Origin of the sequence: Arenibacter sp. P308M17, from assembly GCF_003426735.1 — a bacterium.
Lineage (GTDB): Bacteria > Bacteroidota > Bacteroidia > Flavobacteriales > Flavobacteriaceae > Arenibacter.
The window spans coordinates 191,283-217,356 of sequence record NZ_QVON01000006.1 but is presented as its reverse complement, the minus strand read 5'-3'; the positions used below and the strand labels follow the sequence as shown (position 1 = coordinate 217,356).

Annotated in this window: 22 protein-coding genes; 9 read left to right on the top strand and 13 right to left on the bottom strand. The window is 41.0% G+C overall.

Features of this window, described 5'->3' with window-relative positions; translation table 11 throughout:
• Nucleotides 1–2 precede the first annotated feature (2 nt).
• The gene (locus D0S24_RS15400; RefSeq protein ID WP_117020713.1) at nt 3–1,166 is read right to left on the bottom strand and encodes a S9 family peptidase; all 1,164 of its coding nucleotides are present in this window, start codon (nt 1,164–1,166) and stop codon (nt 3–5) included.
• A gap of 272 nt (nt 1,167–1,438) precedes the next feature.
• Here D0S24_RS15400 and D0S24_RS15395 point away from each other — a divergent pair, with 272 nt between their 5' ends.
• Nucleotides 1,439–4,519, top strand: coding sequence for a PVC-type heme-binding CxxCH protein (locus D0S24_RS15395; protein ID WP_147321469.1), 3,081 nt, complete (start codon nt 1,439–1,441; stop codon nt 4,517–4,519).
• A 274-nt stretch (nt 4,520–4,793) separates the two neighbouring features.
• Here D0S24_RS15395 and D0S24_RS15390 read toward each other — a convergent pair whose 3' ends face one another.
• From D0S24_RS15390 to D0S24_RS15360, 7 genes are all read right to left on the bottom strand, one after another.
• Nucleotides 4,794–5,303, bottom strand: coding sequence for an OmpH family outer membrane protein (locus tag D0S24_RS15390; RefSeq protein WP_117020711.1), 510 nt, complete (start codon nt 5,301–5,303; stop codon nt 4,794–4,796).
• Between the two features lie 76 nt (nt 5,304–5,379).
• Nucleotides 5,380–6,219: an OmpH family outer membrane protein gene (locus tag D0S24_RS15385; protein WP_408912550.1), complete on the bottom strand. Its 840-nt coding sequence runs from the start codon at nt 6,217–6,219 to the stop codon at nt 5,380–5,382.
• Between the two features lie 105 nt (nt 6,220–6,324).
• A complete protein-coding gene (locus D0S24_RS15380) occupies nt 6,325–8,904 on the bottom strand; it encodes an outer membrane protein assembly factor (RefSeq protein ID WP_117020709.1) in 2,580 nt (859 codons plus the stop codon).
• 4 nt (nt 8,905–8,908) lie between these two features.
• Nucleotides 8,909–9,592 (bottom strand): isoprenyl transferase, encoded by a 684-nt coding sequence (locus tag D0S24_RS15375; RefSeq protein ID WP_251795809.1) that lies wholly within the window; start codon nt 9,590–9,592, stop codon nt 8,909–8,911.
• A 65-nt stretch (nt 9,593–9,657) separates the two neighbouring features.
• On the bottom strand, nt 9,658–10,344 hold the full coding sequence (locus D0S24_RS15370) for a DUF6089 family protein (RefSeq protein ID WP_117020708.1): 687 nt from the start codon (nt 10,342–10,344) through the stop codon (nt 9,658–9,660).
• Nucleotides 10,345–10,605: 261 nt separating this feature from the next.
• On the bottom strand, nt 10,606–11,487 hold the full coding sequence (locus D0S24_RS15365) for an NAD kinase (RefSeq protein ID WP_117020707.1): 882 nt from the start codon (nt 11,485–11,487) through the stop codon (nt 10,606–10,608).
• Between the two features lie 192 nt (nt 11,488–11,679).
• Nucleotides 11,680–12,336, bottom strand: a complete 657-nt coding sequence (locus tag D0S24_RS15360) for a CBS domain-containing protein (protein ID WP_117020706.1) — start codon at nt 12,334–12,336, stop codon at nt 11,680–11,682.
• A 427-nt stretch (nt 12,337–12,763) separates the two neighbouring features.
• On the opposite strand from D0S24_RS15360, the gene D0S24_RS15355 reads away from it, so the two are divergent.
• The 6 genes from D0S24_RS15355 (at nt 12,764) to clpX (ending at nt 18,719) form a co-directional block, all read left to right on the top strand.
• A complete protein-coding gene (locus D0S24_RS15355; protein WP_117020705.1) occupies nt 12,764–13,477 on the top strand; it encodes a pyridoxine 5'-phosphate synthase in 714 nt (237 codons plus the stop codon).
• Entirely contained in the window at nt 13,477–14,244 is a 768-nt protein-coding gene (locus tag D0S24_RS15350) for an alpha/beta fold hydrolase (RefSeq protein WP_117020704.1), read from the top strand. Before D0S24_RS15355 ends, D0S24_RS15350 begins: the two co-directional genes overlap by 1 nt.
• A gap of 386 nt (nt 14,245–14,630) precedes the next feature.
• On the top strand, nt 14,631–14,981 hold the full coding sequence (locus tag D0S24_RS15345; protein ID WP_117020703.1) for a phage holin family protein: 351 nt from the start codon (nt 14,631–14,633) through the stop codon (nt 14,979–14,981).
• A 260-nt stretch (nt 14,982–15,241) separates the two neighbouring features.
• Nucleotides 15,242–16,564, top strand: a complete 1,323-nt coding sequence (gene tig / locus D0S24_RS15340) for a trigger factor (protein ID WP_117020861.1) — start codon at nt 15,242–15,244, stop codon at nt 16,562–16,564.
• 141 nt (nt 16,565–16,705) lie between these two features.
• Nucleotides 16,706–17,386, top strand: a complete 681-nt coding sequence (gene clpP / locus D0S24_RS15335; RefSeq protein ID WP_117020702.1) for an ATP-dependent Clp endopeptidase proteolytic subunit ClpP — start codon at nt 16,706–16,708, stop codon at nt 17,384–17,386.
• A 97-nt stretch (nt 17,387–17,483) separates the two neighbouring features.
• A complete protein-coding gene (clpX, locus tag D0S24_RS15330) occupies nt 17,484–18,719 on the top strand; it encodes an ATP-dependent Clp protease ATP-binding subunit ClpX (RefSeq protein WP_117020701.1) in 1,236 nt (411 codons plus the stop codon).
• A 53-nt stretch (nt 18,720–18,772) separates the two neighbouring features.
• Here the strand turns inward: clpX and D0S24_RS15325 are convergent, their stop codons facing one another.
• On the bottom strand, nt 18,773–19,321 hold the full coding sequence (locus D0S24_RS15325) for a hypothetical protein (RefSeq protein WP_117020700.1): 549 nt from the start codon (nt 19,319–19,321) through the stop codon (nt 18,773–18,775).
• Between the two features lie 74 nt (nt 19,322–19,395).
• Complete coding sequence (locus D0S24_RS15320; protein WP_117020699.1) at nt 19,396–20,910, bottom strand: GH3 auxin-responsive promoter family protein; 1,515 nt, start codon at nt 20,908–20,910, stop codon at nt 19,396–19,398.
• 149 nt (nt 20,911–21,059) lie between these two features.
• On the opposite strand from D0S24_RS15320, the gene D0S24_RS15315 reads away from it, so the two are divergent.
• Together D0S24_RS15315 and D0S24_RS15310 are read left to right on the top strand one after the other, a co-directional pair.
• Nucleotides 21,060–21,854, top strand: coding sequence for a DUF2797 domain-containing protein (locus D0S24_RS15315; protein WP_117020698.1), 795 nt, complete (start codon nt 21,060–21,062; stop codon nt 21,852–21,854).
• Nucleotides 21,855–22,026: 172 nt separating this feature from the next.
• Nucleotides 22,027–23,349: a deoxyribodipyrimidine photo-lyase gene (locus tag D0S24_RS15310; RefSeq protein ID WP_117020697.1), complete on the top strand. Its 1,323-nt coding sequence runs from the start codon at nt 22,027–22,029 to the stop codon at nt 23,347–23,349.
• Here the strand turns inward: D0S24_RS15310 and D0S24_RS21160 are convergent.
• From D0S24_RS21160 to D0S24_RS15300, 3 genes are all read right to left on the bottom strand, one after another.
• Nucleotides 23,346–23,495 (bottom strand): hypothetical protein, encoded by a 150-nt coding sequence (locus tag D0S24_RS21160; protein WP_181938116.1) that lies wholly within the window; start codon nt 23,493–23,495, stop codon nt 23,346–23,348. The genes D0S24_RS15310 and D0S24_RS21160 overlap by 4 nt on opposite strands.
• A 43-nt stretch (nt 23,496–23,538) precedes the next feature.
• On the bottom strand, nt 23,539–24,375 hold the full coding sequence (locus D0S24_RS15305) for a phytoene/squalene synthase family protein (protein ID WP_117020696.1): 837 nt from the start codon (nt 24,373–24,375) through the stop codon (nt 23,539–23,541).
• 112 nt (nt 24,376–24,487) lie between these two features.
• On the bottom strand, nt 24,488–26,020 hold the full coding sequence (locus tag D0S24_RS15300; protein ID WP_117020695.1) for a fasciclin domain-containing protein: 1,533 nt from the start codon (nt 26,018–26,020) through the stop codon (nt 24,488–24,490).
• Nucleotides 26,021–26,074: the final 54 nt, after the last annotated feature.

Genomic DNA, 26,074 nt, shown 5'->3' with positions numbered 1-26,074 from the left:
CTTTAATCCCCTGATATTTTTAAGTATGCCATAACGGCATCATCTCCCTCCAATGCATTCTTGGGCCTTGGGCTGTCCTTGCCAAAGACCATTAGCTCCTCAGGAGACAAAATAGTAACAAAATCTTCCTTATAACCCTCGGCATAAGGTATTTTTCCGGCGTTCAGATCAAGATGGTGGTCAAAAAAATTGTAGAGGGCCGTTCTTTTATTATAACCATAATCGTGTCTTTCTGCCGGAAGATGCACATTTTCCACCTTGTGTTCGGCATTGTACAGGGCATATATTTTTTGTATATATGGATACTCTATTCTTGGGGTATTTCTGGTCCAGTCGGAACCATCGGACACCAACAATAAAGGCCTTGGGGCACATAGGGCAGCTATTTCCACATTATTGGTTTGGTGATCGTCACTTTTGTGTATGGGCATTCCACTTTCGCAGACACATCCTCCAAAAAAGTGGGCGGAAACCTGTACTACAGGTGCTGCTACTTTTATCCTATCATCTATGGCCGCTAAAACAAAGGTTTGTGTACCTCCTCCAGAGGCACCTGTCATCCCTACACGTTCCGAATCCACATCGGGTCTGGACAGCAAATAATCCAAGACCCGTTTACTGTTCCAGGTCTGCAACAGTAAGGCTATTGGCATCTTATGGTTTACCTGGGTACTTTCGGCATAGCCCACCATGTCATAGGCAAACACTACAGCACCCATTCTGGCCAATGCCGCACAACGCCATTGAATATAGTCCGTATACCTTTTATTCTTCATATGACCATGTGGACTAAGAACGGCCGCATACTTGCCCTTTTCTTCCGCAGGCCTGTACAGATTGCCCGTAATATAGAAGCCCGGGAAGCTCTCAATAGCAATATTTTCCACAATATAACCGTCCATAGCCCTGGTATTTCTAATAATGGGATTGAAATTGCCGGTAATTTTTGGCATTTTATCCAGTTGCATGCCCTCTATAATCCCCTTCTTAATTCTTAAGGCCCTTTGTTCCCAGGATTCCAGGTCGTTCCATTCGGAAGCAAATTTTTTCATTACAATATTGGCCTCATCCTCGGTCCAATAATGCCCCACACACAGCTTACTATCCTGGCCATAGGCCGTTAAACCCAAAAATAGAACTGTAATAAGACTGACTAATTTTTTCATCTGTTTAAAATTTCAAAAGTTTAAAGTTCTTGTTAAGTACATGACAAAAATCGTATTAACAAGATTTCACGGAAAATCCGTTTTGCCCCAAACCCTAAAATAGTGCTTTTCCACCATTGTTTTATTATTATGGAGTCAAATTCAATCAACCCAATAAAAATCACTAGACAATATCCATATTGAAGTTGATACTGGGCTGGCCCACTTTTCGCCATTCCCTCCTAAAGACTATTCCAATGTTTTTAAACTAATGCCGGTTTTTTTAGTAAATTGTGAAGCAACAATCCATGAACGTTCAAATGTTTCGAAACCAAATTGCCACCAAAATCTTAGTAATTACAATAGCCTTGGGAATCCTTACCGCTTGCAAGGAAAAATCTAAGGCAGAAATCGATTTTTCATCGCTTTCAGAACAGGAAAAAAGAAATCCCGAGAACGCCCTAGCCTCCATGGAAGTGGCCGAGGGACTCGATCTTGAGCTTTTTGCCTCGGAACCAATGGTGACCAACCCTACCAATATGGCCATAGATGCCAAGGGCAGAATATGGGTGTGCGAGGCCAGGAATTACAGATTGTTCGCCAATCCGGACAATAGCTATGACAACAGCGGGGACCGGATCCTAATACTTGAAGACACCAATGGTGATGGCAAAGCGGACACTTCAAAGGTTTTCTACCAGGGCGAGGACATCAATGCCGCTTTGGGCATAGCCGTTCTGGGAAATAAGGTCATAATCTCCGTAAGTCCTAAGGTTTTTGTTTTTACGGACGAGAACGGTGACGATATCCCTGATGCCAAAGAAGTCCTATTCCAGGGCATAGAAGGTATAGACCACGACCATGGGGTACATGCATTTGTCTTTGGTCCGGATGGCCGACTTTATTTTAACTTCGGGAATAATGGAAAGCAATTACTGAATAAGGATGGAGAGGCCGTTTTGGACATGCACGGCCAGGAGATAGTGGCCAATGGCAAGCCTTATCGGGAAGGGATGGCCTTTAGAATGGATATGGACGGCACCAATCTGGAAGTGCTAGGGCATAATTTTAGGAACCCCTATGAAATTGCCATTGACTCCTACGGCGGTTTATGGCAATCTGATAATGATGATGACGGCAATAGGGGAGCGCGGATAAACTATGTTATGGAATATGGCAATTATGGATATACCGATTTGTTAACAGGTGCTAACTGGCGGGAAAGAAGAACGGGATGGGATAACGACATCCCAAAAAGGCATTGGCATTTAAACGATCCGGGAACGGTCCCAAATTTGCTTCAGACCGGATCGGGATCGCCATGCGGCATACTAGTCTACGAGGATAGGATGTTGCCGCAAAAATTCCAAAATAGGCCCATACATGCCGAACCAGGCCATAATGTAGTGCGTGCCTATATGGTAGATGAACTGGATGCTGGTTATACGGCAAAAATTGAAAATTTAGTAAAAAGTAAGGATAAATGGTTTAGGCCGGACGATGTTGCCACAGCCCCTGATGGCTCCCTTTTCATTTCCGATTGGTATGATGGCGGTGTTGGTGGGCACAAAGCGGAAGACAGTGCAAGGGGAAGAATTTACAGATTGTCCACTTCCCCGGATTATAAGGCTGTTGCCATAGACCCAATGACCGAAGATGGAGCAGTCAAAGGACTTCTTTCCGGAAACATGGATATCTTTTATCAATCATGGCAAAAATTGCATTCCATGGGGGAAGCAGCGCAGCCCCTTTTAACTGAATTAATTTCCAGGGGCGGAATAGCCAAGGCCCGGGCATTATGGATCGGATTACAAATTCCGACAAAAAGTAAGGAGTACATAGAGATGGCACTAAAGGACACAGACCCAAAGATTAGGATGCAGGGCGTCCGCATGGCGCGTTTTAAAGGCAAAGAAAAACTGGTGCAATACGTGTCCCTTGTAACAAACGATGCATCGTCCCAGGTCCGTAGGGAAGCTGCCATTGCCCTTAGGTTTATTGGCACCGATGCGGCTGCGGGCCAATGGGCCAATTTGGCCGTTCAACATACCACTGGGGATAGATGGTATTTGGAAGCATTGGGAATCGGAGCCGACAAATTCCCTGATCTCTATTTTAAGACATGGAAAGACAAAGTTGGCGAAAACTGGCAAAGTGAAGCCGGAAAAGAAATAGTCTGGCGTATCCGGGCCAAAGAATCGGTCCCTATGCTGGCATCCCTTATCAAAGACCAATCCATACCGTCTACCGAATTGGCTTCCTATTTTAGGGCCCTCGATTTTAAAGATCATCCAGAAAAAGACAACTACCTAATGGACATGCTTACTTGGAACCACCCCCTTAAAAACCATATTCAGGCATATGCCATAGGGCAAATGGATGCCGAATTTGTGTTTAGCTCCCCAAAACATATTGGAATGGTAAAAGAAGTGCTTCCCAAAATTGAAGGAACGCCGGAATGGATCATGGTCATCAAAAACCTGGAATTAAAGGACCAGAATGAAGCCCTGCTTAGGGTAGTGGCCAACGGGGCCGATACAGATATCGGCAAGGAAGCCGCCCACATTTTGCTCAATAATGAGGGGGCTACCTTAATCAGCACCTTCCTTCATTCCCAAGAACAGGAATCTTCCAAGATTACAGTATTGGAAAGATTGAGCGGAATATCCAATCCCCCTACCATTGCACTGCTGAAGGAGAACATTGGCTCCCAGGAATTAGGTCATGCGCTAACCAGAAAAATGATTGAAACATTGGGCAATACAGGATCGGGACAGGAAGAATTGTACCAAATGCTAAAGGATGAAAAATTGACGGGAGATTACAAGACCACCGCCGTGCTAAAGCTTATGGGCAGCTGGAACGACGAGATAAGGACCAACGCCCCTAAATTCCTTGCCGCCCAAGGAGATGGAACGCTGGACATTTCCCAATTGGTGGAACGAAAGGGCAATGCCGCCCACGGCAAGGAAGTTTACGGTACCTATTGCAGTTCCTGTCATTTGGCCGCAGGTACGGGAATTGAATTTGGACCGGAACTATCGGATATAGGCAATAAACTTTCGAAGCAATTTTTGTACTCCAATATTATTTATCCCAGTGCCGGAATTAATTTTGGCTATGAAGGATACTCTTTTAAAACAAAGGATGGTAAAACCTATACTGGGTATATCCTGAGCAGGACAGAGGATGAAATAACCATAAAGATGATGGGAGGCTCCCAAAAAACCCTGGAATTGAAGGATGTTGTAGAACAGGCTGCCCTGGAACAATCATTAATGACACAAGGTTTGGCCAATATAATGCCGGAGACGGACTTGGTGGATTTGGTGGCCTATTTAGAGACCCTAAAAGTGGCAACGGGGGAAGAATAAACTTTACAGGCACGAGTGTGAATGGACCTCCCCCCAACCCCCTCCCAAGGAGGGGGAGTACTTTGCAGACATGAATGTGGCATTCTCGCCAGCGGTGAATGGGCCTCCCCCCAACCCTCCCGCCCGAAAGCGGGACGGGCAAGTAATTTATAGGCACGAGTGTGACACCTGTCTGCCGACTAAGGACGGCGAGGCAGGCTCGCGCCAACTACACATAAAAAGGCCGTCCAATACGTATTGGACGGCCTTTTTATTAAAACATTTTATTGTTGGATCAGAAACCCAATTGTTTCTTCACGTCAGGTAGGATATCCTTCCCTTTGGCTACGATCAATCCACCACCTTGGGTAGCATCCATAACATAATCCAAGCCTTGGGCGGCGGCAACCGACTCGATCGCTTTTTTGGCCTTTTCTGTGATAGGGCCTAAAAGCTCGGCCTGTTTCTTTTGTAGTTCCTGCTGCGCGGTCTGTTGTGCCTCACTTATATTTTTTTCAAAACCTTGAACTTCCAAAGCCCTTTTCTGGTTTTCTTCTTCGGATTTGGATGCGGATTCATTTCTATACTGGGTCAACTTATTTTGAAATTCGGTCATAGAGCTCTCAATATCGGCCCTGTATGTTTCCTGTAGTTTCTTAAGTTCTGCTTCGGCCGCCTTCATCTCCGGCATTTCAGACAACAATTTCTGTACATCTATATGTGCAATTTTTGCCTGTGCATTAACAAAACTGGTAGCTGCTACGAACAAAACTATGGCTACTGCTATTCTTTTAATCTGTTTCATGATTTCAATTAATGTTTGAGTGTTAATTTAAAGATTTAGTTATATAAATGTAATTTGGTTTAAGCTTAATTTAATATTATTGACTGTCCTTTGAACTATCCTGTTCTTCCGGATCGTTTTTACCGCTTCTTTCTTCCAGCTCCTTTTTTCTTTTGGCTTCCCTTTCCTCCAATAATTTTTTCCTTCTTTCCTCGTATGCCTTTTTGCGTTCTTCCCGGATCTTTAACTGTTCTGCCCGGTTTTCCTCAGCAGTCTTGGTTCTGGCCTCTTCTGCCTGCTTTGCCCTTTCCTGACGCTCTAAAATGGCATCGCTTATATTTTCTTCAGCTTCCTCTTCTTCTATATTTTCAAAACTACTTCCGGCACTTTGTCTGTTCTTGGGTGCACTTATTTTTCTTGTCCTCGAAATCCCCCTTAAAACAAGATCGCTAATATCGTGTCTTTTCTCGGAATACAACATTACAACATCTGCCGATTTATCAAAAATAAAATCATATTTTTTATTTGCACCTATTTTCTGCACTTCATTGAAAACCTGATCCTGAATGGGTTGGATCAATCTTGCTTTCTGAAGTACCAGATCCCCTTCCGGACCAAACCTATCCTGTTGATAATCGAACATCTCCTTTTCCAAGATTTGGATCTCCTCCTGCCGCTCCGAAATCAATTCCTCGGTCAACAGCACTTTCTCCGCCATTAAGTCCTTCTTCATCTGGTCTATTACCCCCTTCTCCTTATCCAGCTCCAATTTCCATTTCTGTACCTTGTCCGCCAATTGCTCATTGGCCTCCCGGTACTCCTCTACATTCTCCAGGATATATTCCATATCCACATAACCTATCCTAATTGTCCTTTGGGCCGAAACAGTGGCAAGAAACAAAGTTGCCGCCAGAGACAAAAGTACTTTTGATTTAATTCCCATGCTATCTTCTTTTTATACTATAGAAAATATCGTGCCAAAATAACTAAATATTTTAGAATGAACCGTTTAACATATGAAACAATTACAAATTTCTATACATTAAAACTGTTGTCCAATAATGAAGTGGGTTTGCCAACCGCTAGGTCCATTTGAATTGGGGTTATAATCTTGATCAAATCCATATCCGAAATCAATTCCCAATAATCCAAATGCCGGCATAAAAATACGTAGCCCCACTCCGGCAGATCTTTTTAACTCAAACGGATTAAAGTCTTGAAAATTGTTGAAGGCATTACCCGCCTCTAAAAATACCTGTCCATAAATGGAAGCGGATGGTTTTAAGGTCAAAGGATATCTCAGCTCCAAGGAATATTTATTGTACACCACTCCACCATCCTGTACTTGTCCACCACTTAGCAGATCCGTACCATAGGGGGTCAGGGATTGATTCTCATACCCTCTAAGGGCAATAACATCCCTACCATCCAAAGTGTAGGCACCCATACCGTCCCCACCAACAAAAAATCGTTCAAATGGCACTTTACCTACCTCTTCATTATAATTTCCCAGAAATCCAAATTCGGCGTTGGTCCTTAGAACAAGATCACCTACCAAAGCGGTATACCAATCTCCCTTAAAATTAACCTTGTAGAATTCCAGCCATTTAAAGCGCTCCTGATCTATGCGCTCTACCTCCTCATTGTCCCTTTCCTCAATGGCGACTTCCAAATCTTCATTAAGCTGTTTATAATCTATATTGTTGAACAAAGAAAATGGAGGTGTAAATTTTGCAGTTACTTCAAAGTTGGATCCCGATCTTGGATAAATACGTCCGCCGCCAGTAGCATTTCTAGAAATTCCCAACGTATATGCTATGGAGTTCGATTTTCCGTTCCCGAAATTAAAAAGTCCCAAATTATAATCCTGAAAATTATATAACTGATATCCCAAAGAGTGGGAAATGGTAAAGAAATCATCCGGCCATTGTACCCTTTTTGCCAAACCGGCCGTAATTCCGGTTATGGAGAATTGCCTGCTTTTGTCCGGTCTGTTACTTACATAGGGATTGAAATAAAATTGTTGTGTTCTGGAAAGGGACATATTGAACCTTACCGGTTTTTTACCCCCCAACCATGGTTCGGAAAAATTTAAACTATACACCCTATAGGTCCTACTAGCCTGCAAACGCAGGGCAAAGGTTTGCCCATCTCCCATAGGGACCGGTTTATAAGCTTCCCCTTTAAATAAATTTTTCATGGAGAAGTTACTAAAGGACAATCCCAAGGTACCGATAAAACCTCCACCACCATACCCCCCTTGGAGCTCTATCTGGCTGGATCCGGCTTCCACCAGATTGTAAGCAATATCCACTGTTCCCGCATTCGGATCCGGGTTTTGGATATCCGGTTTAATCTGTTCCGCATCAAAGAATCCCAATTGGCCCAATTCCCTGATACTCCTAATGATGTCCGATTTATTATAGCGTTGGCCAGGCCTTGTACGCAGCTCCCTAAAAATAACATGGTCATTGGTCTTGTCATTACCGATAACGGTAACGTGATCCAAAAAGGTCTCCTTGCCTTCAATAATCCTAATTTCAAAATTGATGGTATCATTATCTGCGGAAATCTCCACTGGGTTGATACTGGAGAACAGATAGCCGTTGTTTTGATATAAATTGGTTAAATCTTCCGCATCCGGCTTTGTGTCATCCGCAATACGTTCGCGCAACAATACCCCATTATAGGTATCCCCCTTTTTGAGCCCCAAGACCTGCCCAAGTTGACGGTCCGTATAAATTGTATTTCCAACGAAATCTATATCCCCAAAATAATACTTGTTCCCTTCCTCTACCTTGATCTTCAAATCGATGAGATCATCGGAAACCCTTACAAAAGTGTCGGAAACGATCCTTGCATCCCTATAACCGTTTTCGGCGTATTTATCCACCAGGGACACGAGATCTGTTTTGTAATCCTCCTCTATATATTTGGATTTCTTCCAGAAACGATAGAACTTTTTCTTTTTGGTCTTTTTCATGGCCTTGCCCAATTTTTTGTCGGACAACTGTTCGTTTCCTTCAAAAACAATATCGTGGATCTTTACCTTATCGCCCTTCTTTACATTAATGACCATAGTCTGCGTATTGGCATCGACGGTATCCTTTGCAGTGGCAATATTTACCTTGGCATTAAGATATCCTTTTTTTTTGTATTTGTTCTGGATGTAATTCTTGGAATTGGCGATCAAACTCTCGGTTATCTTTTTGCCCTTTTTTAGATCGGTATCCTTTAAAATTTCCTCTATCTTTCCTTTTTTTACCCCATACACGGTTACATTGGAAAGAGTTGGCCTCTCAAGGATGTTCAATTCGAGAAAAACATTTTCCCCTTCAATGTTGGTAATATAAAAGTTGATATCCGTAAACAGTTCCAATCCCCATAATTTATTGATGACGGCACTAATTTCATCTCCGGGGACGGTAATGGACTGTCCTATCCTTAAACCTGTATAGGTCTTAACGGTCTGTTCGTTGTAACTTTGCAATCCGGTAACTTCCAGCCCTCCAAGAATATACTTCTTACCATCTTCATAGGAAGTATCCTGCGCCGAGATAACTGTAGTAAAAATTAAGAATAAAAGTGTAATAAAAAGTTCAAGGGACATGAACCTATTCATGCCGCTAGGTGAGTTGTTCGCTAGTTTTTCCAAATCTTCGTTCTCTGTTCTGGTAATTTTTAATGGCTTCCAATAAATGCTGTTCCGAAAAATCCGGCCAAAATACATCAATAAAATACAATTCCGCATATGCAATCTGCCATAGTAGGAAATTACTGATCCTATGCTCTCCACTGGTACGGATCAACAAGTCTACATCTGGTAAATTTTGCGTGTAAAGATGGTTATTAATAATGGTTTCGTCAATATTTTCGGGAGAAATTATATTATTTTTAACTTTGACACAAATCTGTTGTACGGCATTTTTTATTTCTTCCCGAGACCCATAACTAAGAGCAAGAGTCAAAGTCATACCGGTATTGGCACTGGTTTTCCCCATTACGTCCAACAATTCCTTATACGCATTATTTGGCAAGGAAGCTATATTGCCAATGGTATTTAACCTTATATTATTTTTATTCAAGGTTTTCAACTCCTTTTTCAGGGAAGAAACCAATAATCGCATTAAAGTATCCACTTCCAATTTGGGCCTGTTCCAATTCTCGGTAGAGAAGGTGTATAAAGTAAGGTACTCCAACCCTATCCTGGCACAATCCTCGACAGTTCTCCTAACCGTTTTTACCCCCTGTTCATGGCCAAAAACCCTTAATTTCCCCTTTTCTTTTGCCCATCGCCCGTTACCATCCATAATTATGGCCAAGTGTCTTGGCAATGATTTGATCTTTAATTCTTCCAAACTAATATTTTTTTTCACTACTGAAAGCAATCCATACAAGGTTTTCTTCCAAAGGTATACGTTAAGGTAACCCCGGAGAACACATACCAATCATCACTAAAAATATTCCCAAACCTAAATTCTTCATAATTGGAACCTTGTGGGTTGCTGGCATCCAAATTATCGGTAAAAGTATATCTCGCCCCTATTTCGGCCCCTACAATAAAGAACTGACTGATCCTTAATTTGGCCCCAACTGTCATTGGTACCGCAAATGAACCGTCTTTTTGCCCTACATCCTGCAACTGCGCCGCATCAAAATAATGATACCCATATCTAAAATAGGTAACACCAGTATATAGATAAGGGGTAAAGGCCGGCCCCAAACGGTGTAGATTATATTCTACAAAATTAAATTCCAAACCTGCGGACGCCTCCAGAATATTATTGTCCATAATAAAATTACGTTGTTGACGGGACGGAATGTCCGATTTGGAATCGTCCGCCGTAAACTCTCCATAAATAATACTGGCCCTCCAAGCATACCGTTTACTCTTGTTCCATTTAAAAATGCCACCAAAAGCCGGACCCGAAGGCAAAATAAAATTAGACCTTCCAACATCCCCAATATTATTGGCGCCCCCTGCAAATAGGCCGATCTCGTATGTTTGCCCCTTCATTTCACTAAAAATAAAAAGAAGGATTGCTGCAAAAAATAACCTCATTATTTATAAAAATTTGCAAATATAACAATTTCAGCAGTTTAGACCAGTGTTATGTTAAGTATGTTTTGCCATTGAATTTAGGTCTCTCCCGATAGCTATCGGGATCCTCGACCGGACAATCGATCGTCACTTCGAGCGGATTCCGAAGGTTTTCGGAAGAGAAGTCATTTCACGGTCTACTTAGCACAAGCCAATTATTACATTCATGTTCCCACTTGATAAACAGATTTTGTTCCTTTTTATTGTCGCCCCGAAAAACAATCAGTTACGTTTGTCTTCGCCCCATAACAACTTATTTCGAAGTGTTTTAAGAAAACTTTCGGAGGTATATTCTATCATTTTAATGGTAAATGGCGCTTTTCTAATAAAAATTTCCTTTCCACTGGCCACAGTAGCTATCCTGGAGTCCAAAGAAACTAAATGACTTTCTTCCCTCCCCGAAACCTTGAGCCTAATAACGGTATCGTCCGAAATTACCAAAGGTCTTGCATTTAAATTATGGGGTGCAATGGGGGTAAGTATCAATGATTTTGCCGTGGGGGCAATTACAGGGCCGCCACAGCTTAGTGAGTACCCCGTAGACCCGGTTGGCGTCGCCACTATTAATCCATCTGCCCAATAGGATGTAAGGTATTCATTGTTCAAATGTGTTTCCACCGTAATCATGGAAGTGGTATCCTTCCTGCTTACGGTAATCTCATTCAATGCGAAGTTCAATGTCTTAAATTCCGGAATATCGGATCGGGCATCTACCTGCACCAAACTGCGCTCTACTACGGTATAGGCTCCCGAAACGAATTCCTTTACCACCTTGCGTACATCTTCTTTTCTAAAGGTGGATAAAAATCCCAGTCTACCCGTATTTACACCTACGATCGGTATTCCTAGGTCGCGCACATACGTGGTAGCCCTTAATATGGTACCATCGCCACCAAAACTCACAAACATATCGAAACTGGTATCTAGCCCAATGGAGTCTGTAAATACGGGGAATTCGCCCACATTTTGTTTGGACATAATCAAATTGTAAAACCCTTTTTCAAAATAGACTTCTGCGTTTTCATTTTGAAGTTCATCCAACAATTCCACAATACAATCCAAAACGTTGTTCTGACCGGTAAGTCCGTAAATGGCAACTTTCACAGGTTTAAATTTCTTAATGTTCGTTTTATCCGTTTAAATTTATTTCTTTTGGTCAGACCCGCCCAATTTCTCCATTCCCGTCCGTACCGGAAGGGGCGGACAGGCAGATGTTATTGGCCAAGGTCAATAGACATAAGCCCCAAAATTATCGGGAGGCATGGCTCTTGATCAAGCTGATTTATTCCATAGGGGTTACACATTGAGATATTTATCCAAATAATCGGACCTCTGCTTTAAATCCTCAATAAATTGATCGTCGTTATTTCCGTAGAGTATGGTGTAGTTATATCTTCTAAATGACTGTATAATTTCATTTAAATGTGTAGTCCCTATTTTAATGGTGATCTGAATAACGTCATTTCGTATCTCCGTAATAAACCCTCCGATCAGCTTAACATTGTTGCTTTCCACAATTTGGGCAATTTCGCTAAAGGAGTAATCCTTTATTCCCTTTGCCAGGACAAGGATTCCCCCTGGCTCCGTAAAAAAGGGCGTATCTATAAACTTGTCCACAATATCAATAAGATCATAATACCCCAAAACAAGGCCGTTATCATCCAGGACAGGCAAAAGGTTTGCCCCGTTCTTCGAAAATAGTTCCAGTACATCCAGCCAAGAAGTTTCCTTTCGGACAAAAAAGGTTTCCAAATTATATCGATAATCCTCTACCTTACCATTCTGTTCGTAATTATCAAGATCATCTTCACCCAAAACCCCAAGAAAAACATTCCCTTCCACTACGGCAATATGGGAATAGGTAGATTCATTAAAGAATTTGATTACCTTTTTTAAGGAATCCCCTACTTTAAAAACCGGCAATGTGACAATTATGTTGTTTTGAATGTTCATAACTTCATATTATAACGCAAAATACTAATAATAATTTCTAAGAACCCGAATCTTCCCAAGTATTATTTCTAAAAAACCAAGCTTTTGTATGCATTTAAAAAACAATGGGAAAAATTATCGTTGCTCCAAAACCTATCCTACATAAATGCCATCAAGAGCCCCCGGAATCCTGTTGCCTATATTTTCCACAATAGATCCAACCGAGCTTGAAAATCGAAGTCTTTCATTTATTTAAAATTTTTATTAATCTGAAAATAAGGATAATAAAAATTTTTCACTTAAATCAACCGCTGCGCTTTCGCATAAAAAATTTAATTATTTCGGTCGGTATGTAAAAAAATTAATTTTGTTTATGCTCATTTCCCAATAAAAGAAGCAAAAGGTATGCCTAATTTGTATTTTTGCTTTTTAAACATACCTAAATCCTATGACAAAGCTTAGCGTTAATATAAATAAAATTGCAACATTAAGAAATTCGCGTGGAGGAAACGTACCCGACCTGTTAAAAGTAGCCAGGGATATCGAAGATTTTGGTGCACAGGGCATAACCATACACCCAAGACCTGATGAAAGGCATATTAAATACCAGGATGCCAGGGATTTAAAGAAATTGGTCCGCACCGAATATAATATTGAAGGAAACCCTGTACAATCCTTTATGGATTTGGTTTTAGAGGTAAAACCTACACAGGTTACCCTAGTCCCCGATGCCATTGATGCCATTACCTCCAATGCAGGATGGGACACTGTAAAAAATAGGGATTTTCTAAAAGAAGTCATCGCAACATTTAAAAGCAATGGGATCAGAACTTCCATTTTTGTGGATGCCGATATTGAAATGGTCCGTGGCGCCGCATTGACGGGCACGGACCGCATAGAACTATATACCGAAAGCTATGCCCAGGAATATTCCAAAGGAAACAAGGCAGGCGTTATTACTTTTCGGGAAGCTGCCAAAGCGGCCCATCAATTGGGGATGGGCATCAATGCAGGGCACGACCTTAATTTGGAGAATATTAAATATTTCAAGGAAAATATACCCCACTTATTGGAAGTGTCCATTGGCCATGCCCTAATATGTGAATCCCTTTATCTAGGCCTGGAAAATGTCATTAATATGTACCTGAACAAATTAAAATAATGCCGGTATTACATTCCAATATTTTAGGGAAAGGACAGCCCATAATTATTTTACACGGATTTTTGGGCATGTCCGACAATTGGAAATCCATGGGTTCCAAATATGCCGAAGAAGGCTTTCAAGCACACCTACTGGATCTGCGCAACCATGGAAAGAGTTTTCATTCGGCCGATTTTAATTATGATTTGTTGGCAGGGGATGTGAAACAATACATGGACCACTATCAATTGGGAAACGCCACTATACTTGGCCATTCCATGGGGGGGAAAACGGCCATGCTTTTTGCCTGTCGCTATCCCCATTTGACAAAAAAGCTGCTTGTGGCCGACATTGCCCCCAAATATTACCCGCCGCATCATCAAGATATAATCAACGGGCTCAATGCCATTGACATTAGGAATATCACCTCAAGAAATGACGCGGACGAACAGTTGTCCAAATACATCAAAAATGTTGGGGTCCGACAATTTTTGTTGAAAAATTTATATTGGGAAGAAAAGGGGGTACTGGGTTTTCGTTTCAATCTTAAGATTCTAAGTGAAAAAATAGAGGAAATTGGGGAAAATATTGGATCTACCGACACCTACAAAGGACCAACACTTTTTTTAAGGGGAGACAGATCGGAGTACATCACCCAAGATGATTTCCCTGTCATAAAAAGACATTTTCCATTGGCCACGATAGAAACCATAGAAAAGGCAGGGCATTGGCTTCACGCAGAGAACCCGACCCAGTTCTTCGAGAAATCCATCCTTTTTATCAAATAAGTTGTAGGCTTTAGGCTATAGGCCGTAAGTAAAAAAACAGATTTTACCGCCCACTGTCTTTTGCCGAACAAGGACACCCAAAGTTTTTGGAAACTAAATTAACTGCAAGAAAATTGCTGGGTTTTAACCTTTAAATGTTTACATTTAGTGGGATTATAAATTGTTCAATACATGACAAAAATCGTCTTAACAAGGTTTTCGGAATTGAATATTGTCTTGTACATAAATAAAATTGATAAAACAAACTATTAACCCAAAAAAAGTAAATCATGAAATGAGCATGACCAAAATTTGGTCGCCAGCCAGAAAGATTCCTTCTGGCGGGCAAACCCAAATGAAGATATGCGAATTACATATGACCGCTAAAAAACAATAAATATCTACATATGAAACTGATTTTAAGAATTCTCCTAAGCGCCATAGCCGTTGTTATTTTATCAAAAATACTCCCCGGGGTAGGTGTGGACTCGTATACCACGGCCATTATCGTTGCCATTGTTCTAAGTTTGCTGAATTTTATAGTTAAACCCGTCCTGGTCATCCTCACCTTGCCGGTCACCATTCTTACCTTGGGGCTTTTCCTGCTCATAATCAATGCTATAATCATCCTTCTGACCGATTATTTCATTGATGGTTTTCAGGTGAATAACATATGGTGGGCCTTACTTTTTAGCCTTTTATTATCTTTACTGCAATCTATATTTTATTCATTTCTAAATGACGACAAAAAAACCTAGTGTTATGTTAATGCTATTATGTTGGTTAAGTCGCCGTTATTTTTTATCTGGACGAGGCAAAAAATAGTTGCATAGCCATAGCTACGGAACCCTTTTTTAACGATGGTCAGGTGAAAAAGAACACGACTTGGGGTAACTAAAATAGGGTTAACAGGACACTAAGTTACCTTTTTGACATTCAGTCTTTTAAAAACTTGTTGGAGATTGGAAAATATACTACTTTTGCATCCCATTTTATTTTAGCAAAATTAGATATAGAAATGAACATCACTAAAGAGCAGATTGACGAATTAAATGCAGTAGTAAAAGTTGCGGTAACCAAGGACGATTACTTCGATAAGGTAGAAACAATCTTAAAGGACTACAGAAAACAGGCCAACATACCAGGTTTCAGAAAAGGTCAGGTGCCTATGGGATTGATCAAGAAGCAATATGGAAAGGCCGTTTTGGTAGATGAGGTAAATAAACTATTACAGGACAATCTAAACAAATATCTTACGGAAGAAAAACTGGATGTTCTGGGAAATCCGCTTCCCAAACAACAGGATAACTTTAATTGGGATTCCGAGGAATTTGCATTTGAATTTGAATTGGGACTTGCCCCTAATTTCAATGTAGACCTTAAGTCGAAAAAAGCCATAACGCACTACAAGATCATTGCCGACAAGAAAATGATCGATGAGCAGGTAGAGCGTATTCAGAAGCAATACGGAAAGTTGATCAGCAAGAAGGAAATAGGGAAAAAGGATGAAGTAAATGGTGTTTTCACGAACGGGGCAGAGGAAATAGACCACAAGACCGTTATCGAGATCGAGAAAATAAAAAGTAAAAAAGCACTTGAAAGCCTTTTGGGCAAAAAAGTGGGCGATGTGGTTACCTTGAATACAAAAGGCTTGTTCAAAGAAGATTACCTATTGGGCAGTTCCTTAGGTATCGATGGTGAAAAATCCGAAAAATTGGATATCGAAGTTACTTTCACCATAGAGGAAATCAATGAGAAGGAACCTGCAAAATTAGATCAGGAACTTTTTGACAAGTTGTTCGGGAAGGATGTGGTTACCTCCGAAAAGGAACTTAAAGAACGTATCAAGGAAGATTCTGAAAAGCAATTTGAGCAACAATCCGACCAGAAGCTGTTAAATGATGTTACCGAACATTTTATAGACAACATCAAATTTGACCTTCCTACGGAATTCTTGACCAAATGGATCCAGATGACCGGTGAAAAACAATTGACAGAGGAAGAAGCGAACGAAGAGTTTGAAAAATCGGAAAAAGGTCTGCGCTATCAACTAATAGAAGGTAAAATTATACATGAAAATGGTATTCAGATACAGTTTGATGAGCTAAAAGAATTTGCAAAGGGCTTTATCAAACAGCAAATGGCACAATTTGGACAGTTGAATCCCAAAGAGGAGGAGTTGGATAATATTGCAGCAAGGGTACTTTCAAACCAAGAGGAGGTAAAACGCCTATCGGAACAATTGATGAGCCAAAAGCTTTTGACCCTTTATAAAGAAAAGGCGAATTTGAAATTGAAAGAAGTTACCTACGAAGACTTTGTTAAGGAAGTTTACGGCTAATTAAAATTAGTTGGGGCCAACTTTTAAATACGCTACGATAGGAGCCAATAAAATATAGTTTCACTAAAAATAAGTATATTTACAGTGTCGAAGATTTTATTTTCGACACTTTTTTTATCTTATATAACTATTGATATAAATATGGATTACGGGAAAGAATTCAAAAACTATGCTATTAAACATCAGGGAATAAATAGCATGTATTACGATACTATTTTGAGCAATATGTACCCCACCAACCTTACTCCGAACATTATTGAAGAAAGACAGCTGAACGCAGTGGCAATGGATGTTTTTTCACGCTTGATGATGGACAGGATCATTTTTCTTGGAACAGGGATCAATGACCAGGTTGCCAATATTGTGCAGGCACAGTTATTATTTTTGGAAAGTACGGATGCCTCCAAGGACATACAGATATATATCAATTCGCCTGGAGGAAGTGTTTATGCCGGTTTGGGAATCTATGACACCATGCAGTTCATAAAACCCGATGTGGCCACCATATGCACCGGAATGGCGGCCTCTATGGCCGCCGTGCTCCTATGTGCCGGTGAAAAAGGCAAGCGTAGCGGATTGACCCACTCCAGGGTAATGATCCACCAACCTCTTGGCGGGGCACAAGGACAGGCCAGTGATATTGAAATTACGGCCAGGGAAATCCTTAAACTTAAGGATGAATTGTACCAAATCATTGCACATCATTCCGGACAGGCCCTTGAAAAAGTAAGTGACGATAGTGACAGGGATTACTGGATGAAAGCAAAAGAAGCCAAGGATTATGGCATGATCGACGAAATCTTGGTAAGGGACAAAGATTAGGGAAAATTAAAAGATTCGAAAAATCCGGGTTGCGTACCACGCGGATACCCCTAATTGTGGATTATTTCGTTACTATTATTGAAAGTGATAAAATGATATGGCAAAAGAAAATTTAGAATGCTCTTTTTGTGGTAGAAAGAAACCAGAAACCAATTTATTGATCGCAGGCCTTGATGCGCATATCTGTGATCGTTGTATAGAGCAGGCGCACGGTATTGTTGCCGAAGAATCCAAGCAGACCAAAAACAACGACCTTTCCTCCGAACTAACCTTGAAAAAACCTTTGGATATCAAGGAATTTTTGGACACCTTTATCATTGGTCAGGATCGCACCAAAAAAGTAATGTCCGTTGCCGTTTACAACCATTACAAGCGACTTCTACAACCAAAAAGCAAGGATGACGATATAGAAATCCAAAAGAGCAATATTGTTATGGTGGGCCAGACCGGTACCGGTAAGACCCTTATGGCCAAAACGATTGCCAAGATGCTGAATGTTCCTTTGGCCATTGTTGATGCAACGGTACTAACGGAAGCCGGTTATGTTGGAGAGGATGTGGAAAGTATACTTACCCGATTGCTACAGGCGGCTGATTACAATTTGGAAAAAGCAGAACGCGGTATTGTCTTTATAGATGAAATTGATAAAATCGCGCGCAAAAGCGACAATCCGTCCATTACACGTGATGTATCCGGGGAAGGTGTCCAACAAGGGCTTCTTAAACTTTTGGAAGGAACAATAGTAAATGTACCTCCCAAAGGTGGCAGAAAGCACCCGGATCAAAAATTTATAGAAGTAAACACAGAAAATATCCTGTTCATTGCCGGAGGTGCCTTTGATGGAATTGAAAGACACATTACCAAAAGGCTGAACATGCAGGCAGTAGGGTATAGCGCTTCAAAGGCCGAAGAGAAAGTAGACAACGAAAATATTCTGCAGTACATTGTACCCAAAGATTTAAAGGATTTTGGATTAATACCCGAGATTATTGGTAGACTACCGGTACTTACCTATATGAACCCTCTGGACAAGGAAACCTTAAGGGCCATTTTAACAGAGCCCAAGAATGCCATCATCAAGCAATATGAAAAATTGTTCAAGATGGATGGAATTTCCTTTAAGATAACCGAACAAGCAATGGATTATATTGTGGACAAGGCCATAGAATATAAATTGGGAGCAAGGGGATTACGCTCCCTATGCGAAGCCATTTTTACCGATGCCATGTTCGAATTTCCCAGTACGAACGAAACGGAATTTAAGGTAACCAAACCTTATGCCGAAGAAAAATTATCCTTTGAAACTATTAAAAAGTTAAAAGCAGTCTCTTAAGGGACTGCTTTTAACTTTTATAAACTCTATATTTTGTTTTCTATATTTAGGTGTTAAGCCACATACTGTTTTTGCATCACCTTGGCCAATAAGTCTTGGCAAACCTTACTGATTATTTTTTCATCTGTATAGAGTTCATGTCCAAAACCCGCTACAACCTCAACCTCCACACCAATTTGATCGGACCAAGTAGTTGAAGGCCTAAACTCATCATTTTGCCCATAAAGGAGTTGAATATTTCCTGCTGCCGGTCTTTCGCTCTCAAAACGTAGTCTTGTACTGGAGATAGTATATAATGTTTTTAAGGGCAAGCCTTTAAGGGCAGCCTTCCATGCTATGCAGCCACCAATCCCAAAGGTTAAATAATGGCTGGGCTCCGTTTCCCTTTTAAGCAAATGTGCCACAGCGGTTTCCACTCCCCCATCAATAAATTCCTTGTGGACATTTTCTGGAGAATTTACCTCCAAACTTATATTGGCCAAATGCTGACAATCATAAAATGTAATATCATAATATTGTTGCAAGTAACCCAAATAAGAGGTTATCCATAGCCCTTTTTTAGAACCCCACATATCGGACAATATTACTAATCTATTCGCCATAATAAAAAGTATAAATAGTTAATGGGAAACATTTGATGCCACTAATTTGAACATATTGACCGGTTAAATCACATTTATTTGTTCATCTGAAGCAATTCCTCGATATAATCCCTTTTATTGGACAATCTTGGAATTTTATGCTGCCCTCCCAATTTATCTTTTGATTTTAGCCAATCATAAAATAGGTTCTCCCGGGCAATATGCACTTTGGGAAGTTTTAAAGTAATGTTGTTATAACGTTTGGCCTCATAGTCCGAGTTCAAGGATTTAAGGGCGTTATCAAGAATCTCGGTAAAATAGGCCAGTTCCTCGGGAGCCTTTCTAAACTCTATAATCCACTCATGGGCACCTTTTTCCTTACCTTCCATAAATATCGGAGCCACCGTATAGTCCTTAATTTCGGAACCCGTTTTTTTACAAATGGTCTTTAAGGCCTCTTCAGCATTCTCTATGATCAGCTCCTCCCCGAATACATTGATATGATGTTTTGTTCTCCCGGTAATCTTGATCCTATAGGGATTGATGGAGGTAAACCTAACCGTATCCCCTATTTTATACCTCCAAAGACCTGCATTGGTCGTAATTACTACCGCATAGTTCCTATTTACCGTAACCTTCCATAACGGGAGGGCTACCTGCCCACTGGTACCATAGGTTTCCATGGGGATAAATTCATAGAAAATCCCATAATCCAGCATCAGTAAAAGATCGTCCGCATTATTTCTATCCTGAATGGCAAAAAATCCTTCGGAAGCATTGTATATTTCATAATAGTTAAAGTTCTTCCTCGGCAAGAGTCTGGAATATTGGTCCTTATAAGGGTTAAAACTTACCCCACCATGAAAATATACTTCCAAATTGGCCCATACCTGAAAAAGATGCTCTTTTCCCGTTTGTTCCAGCACATTGTTCAAGAGTACCAACATCCAAGAAGGCACCCCGGCCAGGCTGGTCACATTTTCCTGAACACTTTCCCTAATAATGGCCTGTAACTTGGACTCCCATTCGCTCATTAGGGAAACCTTATTGCTAGGGGTACTGCTCAGTTCTGCCCAAAATGGCATATTATCTATTAGAATTGCGGAAAGATCCCCAAAAACAGTACCATTATCCTGATATAGCTCCTTACTCCCTCCCAATCGTAAACTCTTGCCCGTAAACAACTGGGAATTCTCATTGTTGTTCAAATATAGGCAGAGTAGATCCTTACTGGATTTATAATGGCAATCTTCCAAAGCTTCGGAACTTACAGGAATAAACTTGCTCTTGGCGTTGGTAGTACCACTACTCTTTGCGAACCATTTAATGGTCGTTGGCCAAAAGATGTTCTGTTCCCCCCTTCTGGACCGTTCTATCATAGGCTCTACCTCCTCATAGGAAACTATAGGAACCCGCTCTGCAAAGGTTTCATAGCTGGCTATGGATTCAAAATCGTACTTCCTTCCCATCTCGGTATCTTCAGCAAAGGCCAATAACTGGTGCAATACTTCGTTCTGCACCTCCTCAGGATACTTTAAAAAAAGTTCTATCTGGTGATATCGCTTTTTCAACAGCCAAGAAGCAATGGAATTGAATAATGTTATTGGCATTTTTAGGTATCTTTATAGCTTTTTATAGCAAGTTTTTATGAGTAAAGTGCCCATCAAAGAATTTATTATATAAACGCTAAGTTAAATCGGCTAAAAATAGCTTTAATTGGATTCATATTCAAATTGATTTTACCCTAAGCAGAAAAAATATGCAGTATCAAGGAGTTTTAAGAAAAATGCAGACCGAATTCGCGGACCCCATACAATATTACCTCATATTTGAGGGCGACTTTTTAAACCTGAACCAGGTATTGAACAAGGGACTTACCATTTCATTTATAAAATACCAATGTCTTAATTGTGGCCTTGATCGCCCAATTCATAGACAAGGTTTCTGTAAAACCTGTTTTTATGAAATTCCTACGGCCGGGGATTGGATCATGCGGCCCGAATTGAGCAAGGCACATCTGGACAAGGAAGACCGTGATCTGGAATATGAAAAAAAGGTTCAAATACAGCCTCATATCGTTTATCTTGCCAATTCCAGTAATATCAAAGTGGGCGTTACCCGTAAATCGCAGGTGCCCACTAGATGGATAGATCAAGGGGCCCATGAGGCCATAGAGATTGTTGAAGTGCCAAATCGTTATTTGGCCGGCCTTACCGAAGTTGCCTTAAAGGAACACATTGGCGACAAGACCAATTGGCGTAAAATGTTGACTAACGATATTCAGGATGAAGATCTTGTGGAATATAGAAATAAATTAAAAAAATACATTCCGGAAGAGGCTGCAACATATTACATTGAAAGTAATTCAGAAACCCAACTGGCGTTTCCGGTGCTTCAGTATCCCAAAAAGGTAAAGAGTCTTAATTTGGATAAAACACCTATATACAGTGGAATCTTAAAAGGTATTAAAGGGCAGTATCTAATCTTTGAGGACAGTACGGTCTTTAATGTTAGGGGAAGTGAAGGATACGTGGTTAGTTTAGAAGTAAACTAGAAGGCAAGAGGGAATCGTTTGCCCCGCACAGTATATGTTTAGGATATCCATGAAGTTGTATACCGAACAGGACAAGAAGACCAGCTTCTTCACCCCTCCAAATCCATTTGGGTCCAAAGCCCGATATCTTTAATGACAATCATTTTTTCCTATGCATACAAAAGCGTCCAATATGAGTACAGAACACATTCCTACCCCGTCCAATGACCAAACCCCAATTGCTATATTTTGGTTTAGACGCGATCTTAGGATAGAAGACAACACGGCACTGACAGCAGCATTGGACAAGGATATTCCCGTGCTGCCCCTATTTATATTTGACCGACACATTTTAAACGAACTGGCCGAAGATGACGCCAGGGTTAATTTCATCCATAGATCAATTCAAAGGATAAAAGAGGGTCTAAAGGACCATGGGTCCGACATTATATGCCTGTATGGGGAGCCGGTAACCATTTGGAAGGCTTTAATTTTAAAATATAATATTGCCGCCGTATTCACCAATCGCGACTACGAGCCGTATGCCATTGGCAGGGATAAGGAAATTGCAGAAATTCTTACAAATAAGAATATCCCCTTTCTAAGTTTTAAAGATCAGGTAATATTCGAGGAAAATGAAATTGTAAAAAGCGATGGGGAACCCTATACCGTTTTTACCCCCTATAAGAATCAATGGCTCTCCAAATTTCAGGAGATAAATGCCATTCAACCCAAGAAACTCAAGCTGAACAACCTTCACAAAGGAGATTATGCCACCATAACTTTGGAAGATATTGGGTTTAAAAAATCGGATATTCCAGTGCCGGACTTTGACCTGACCAAGCTAGACATTTATGGGGAACAAAGGGATTTTCCTTACGAGGACATTACCAGTTATCTAAGTCCCCATTTAAGATTCGGAACCATAAGTATTAGACAGGTAATTGCCCGGATAGATAAAAAACATGAGGTTTTTATGAGTGAATTGATCTGGAGGGAATTCTTTATGCAAATCCTATTTCACTTCCCTAAGGTGGTCACCCAAAATTTTAGGCCCAAATACGATAATATCCAATGGAGAAACAACAAGGAGGAATTTGAACTCTGGTGCCAAGGTAAAACCGGATACCCCATGGTGGATGCCGGTATGAGGCAGCTGAACAATACTGGATTTATGCATAACCGGGTAAGGATGATCACAGCTGGATTCCTGTGCAAACATTTATTGATCGACTGGAGGTGGGGAGAAAGTTATTTTGCCAAAAAATTATTGGATTATGAACTGTCCTCCAACAATGGAAACTGGCAATGGGCGGCGGGAACAGGATGTGATGCCGCTCCCTATTTTAGGGTTTTTAACCCTTTATCACAACAACAAAAGTTCGACAAAGATTACAAATATGTAAGAAAGTGGATTCCTGAATTTGACACTTTTAAATACCCGGACCCCATAGTTGAGCATAAATTTGCCAGGGAAAGAGCTTTAAAAGCGTATAAAATTGGAATCGGGTCCTAAAAATAGGGGTACATTTTGGGCTTATGATGGTCGGTATGCAAAGTCCCAAAAAAACCGTGTACCGCCAATTTTTGGGTACGCCAGGTAATTACTTCCATCATCATAAAAGTTAACAATGTTGTTAAAATGTACACTACTATTTCCATTTACTATTTTTTTGGTCAATTATTGTTAATGGATCTGCTTTACTTAAATAACATTTAGCTTATATCTCACATATCCCTTGGCCAATATCAGCATTTTCATAGGATTGGATATATGGATCCTGGCGTTCATTAATTTTTCGGATTCGGTGTGTTTTAGTTTTTTTAGAAGTTTGGAATAGTATTTATAAGCTATGTAGACCCCCAATCTGCTTTCTATAGGCAATTGGATCAATCCTTGATAGGCCTTCCCAAAATCTTGTTCAATGTCCACGATGATTTCCTTTTTCACTTCATCCGTCAATTTTTTATGATGCACATTGGGAAAATAGGACCTGCCCAAGTTTTCCATATCCTGCTTTATATCCCTCAAAAAATTAACTTTCTGAAAAGCGGAGCCCAGATACCTGGCCGAAGATTGAAGGGAATTGAACTTCTCATTGTCATTATCCACAAACACCCTTAAGCACATAAGACCAACCACATCGGCCGATCCGTAGATATAATTTTCATAAGCCTCCTTGGTCGTATATTCAGAAATTTCAAGATCATACTGCATCCGCTCTAAAAAAATATCGGCATATTCATGAAGTCCAAATTCATGGACCACGGCCTGAAAGGAATTGATAATTGGATTTAGACTAATCTTTCTTTTCAAGGACCGTTTATATTCCTGTATAAATTCGGTCAGTAATTCCTCCTGATCATAGTTGTGAAAAGAATCCACAATCTCATCCGCATACCGCACAAATCCATAAATGGCATAAATTGCCGGTCTTATTTTGGGTGCGAACAATCTAATTCCCAAAGAAAATGAAGTACTATAGGTACGGGTAACCAATTTACTACACTTTAAACTGGAAGAGTCGAAGAGTGCTTTCAAAATATGAAGTCTTTAATTATTTAATGGATCATAATAAAATGTCCTATTGAAAAGAAACCGACGACCAATTAATGGCCGTCAGTTTCGGTAACCAAACTAAAATGCGCCAGATCTAGTGCAATAGGGCATCAATTGCTTCCTGTGGCAACAATACTTTATCAACTACATGTACCACCCCGTTACTGGCGGCAATATCTGCCGGGGCCACGGCCGCATCCACATCGGTCTTATCCTGTATGAAGACTCCGCCCGTTAAACTTACCGTTACGGATTCGCCCTGGGCGGTCTCTACCATTTGTCCATCGGACAGGTCCGTAGAATACGCAGCTGCTCCGGCAACCACATGATATTTTAAGATCTGTGCCAACAAGGCCTTTTCCTCGGTAGTGTCGAAATCGGCCAAGCTGTTGTAACCGTCACCCAATGCATCCAATAGGGCCGCAAAGGCGGTATCGGTGGGTGCGAACACGGTAAAGGGACCATCGGTCTGCAACAGATCCACCAATCCGGCATCGGCCTGCACCAAGGCACCTACCAATGAGGATAGAAACTCGGTATCCATGGCCAGTTCCACAATATTAGGTGTTGGCATTAGGGCATCCAAGGCTTCCTGTGGCAATAACACCTTATCGATCACATGTACCACCCCGTTGCTGGCGGCGATATCTGCCGGGGCCACGGCCGCATCCACATCGGTCTTATCCTGTATGAAGACTCCGCCCGTTAAACTAACCGTTACGGATTCGCCCTGGGCGGTCTCTACCATTTGTCCATCGGAAAGGTCCGTAGAATAGGCAGCTGTTCCGGCAACCACATGATATTTTAAGATCTGTGCCAACAAGGCCTTTTCCTCGGCAGTGTCAAAATCGGCCAAGCTATTGTAACCGTCACCCAATGCATCCAATAGGGCCGCAAAGGCGGTATCGGTGGGCGCGAACACGGTAAAGGGACCGTCGGTCTGCAACAGATCCACCAATCCGGCATCGGCCTGTACCAAGGCTCCCACCAAGGAGGATAGAAACTCGGTATCCATGGCCAGTTCTACAATATTTGGTGTCGGTTCCGGATTAAGGGCATCCAAAACTTCCTGGGGTACCAAAACTTTATCGATTACATGAACTATACCATTGGAAGCCAATACATCTGCAGGACCTACTTTTGCATCCGTATCGGTCGGATCCTGAATATAGACATCGCCATCTATCCTAACTGTAAGCTTTTCACCCTGAAGGGTAGTAAATTCCTGACCATTGGAAAGAGAACTGGAAGTAGCGGCCGCTCCAACCACCACATGGTACTTTAAAATAGTGGCAAGGATCTCCCTTTTCTCGGGAGTATCAAAGTCGCTTAAACTATCAAATCCATCCAGACTGGCAAAAAGTGAAGTAAATGCACCATTGGTCGGTGCAAAAACAGTAAAAGGTCCGTTACCGCTCAAGGCACCTATTAAATCCGAGTCCTCATTTTCATCCGCCTTGACCAAGGCAGCCACCAAACTACTTAAAATGTCCGTTTCCTGAGCAGTTTCCACAATATTCACCAATGTGGGCTCTTCAATCATGTCATTATCATCATCATTGCTACAGGAAACAAAAAGTAACAATGAACTGAAAAATGCCAAAAAATAAATGCCAAATTTTTTCATGTCTAATTTTTTTAGGTTAATACTTAGACAAATATAATAATAATTTCATTTTGT

Coding starts and splice junctions, on each gene's coding strand:
- clpP (WP_117020702.1), top strand. CDS start 16,706: ATGGATTACGGGAAAGAATTCAAAAACTATGCTATTAAACATCAGGGA.
- D0S24_RS15350 (WP_117020704.1), top strand. CDS start 13,477: ATGCCGGTATTACATTCCAATATTTTAGGGAAAGGACAGCCCATAATT.
- D0S24_RS15370 (WP_117020708.1), bottom strand. CDS start 10,344: ATGAGGTTATTTTTTGCAGCAATCCTTCTTTTTATTTTTAGTGAAATG.
- clpX (WP_117020701.1), top strand. CDS start 17,484: ATGGCAAAAGAAAATTTAGAATGCTCTTTTTGTGGTAGAAAGAAACCA.
- D0S24_RS15310 (WP_117020697.1), top strand. CDS start 22,027: ATGAGTACAGAACACATTCCTACCCCGTCCAATGACCAAACCCCAATT.
- D0S24_RS15355 (WP_117020705.1), top strand. CDS start 12,764: ATGACAAAGCTTAGCGTTAATATAAATAAAATTGCAACATTAAGAAAT.
- D0S24_RS15400 (WP_117020713.1), bottom strand. CDS start 1,166: ATGAAAAAATTAGTCAGTCTTATTACAGTTCTATTTTTGGGTTTAACG.
- D0S24_RS15325 (WP_117020700.1), bottom strand. CDS start 19,321: ATGGCGAATAGATTAGTAATATTGTCCGATATGTGGGGTTCTAAAAAA.
- D0S24_RS15300 (WP_117020695.1), bottom strand. CDS start 26,020: ATGAAAAAATTTGGCATTTATTTTTTGGCATTTTTCAGTTCATTGTTA.
- D0S24_RS15360 (WP_117020706.1), bottom strand. CDS start 12,336: ATGAACATTCAAAACAACATAATTGTCACATTGCCGGTTTTTAAAGTA.
- D0S24_RS21160 (WP_181938116.1), bottom strand. CDS start 23,495: ATGGAAATAGTAGTGTACATTTTAACAACATTGTTAACTTTTATGATG.
- D0S24_RS15390 (WP_117020711.1), bottom strand. CDS start 5,303: ATGAAACAGATTAAAAGAATAGCAGTAGCCATAGTTTTGTTCGTAGCA.
- D0S24_RS15375 (WP_251795809.1), bottom strand. CDS start 9,592: ATGGATGGTAACGGGCGATGGGCAAAAGAAAAGGGGAAATTAAGGGTT.
- D0S24_RS15380 (WP_117020709.1), bottom strand. CDS start 8,904: ATGAATAGGTTCATGTCCCTTGAACTTTTTATTACACTTTTATTCTTA.
- D0S24_RS15345 (WP_117020703.1), top strand. CDS start 14,631: ATGAAACTGATTTTAAGAATTCTCCTAAGCGCCATAGCCGTTGTTATT.
- D0S24_RS15315 (WP_117020698.1), top strand. CDS start 21,060: ATGCAGTATCAAGGAGTTTTAAGAAAAATGCAGACCGAATTCGCGGAC.
- tig (WP_117020861.1), top strand. CDS start 15,242: ATGAACATCACTAAAGAGCAGATTGACGAATTAAATGCAGTAGTAAAA.
- D0S24_RS15320 (WP_117020699.1), bottom strand. CDS start 20,910: ATGCCAATAACATTATTCAATTCCATTGCTTCTTGGCTGTTGAAAAAG.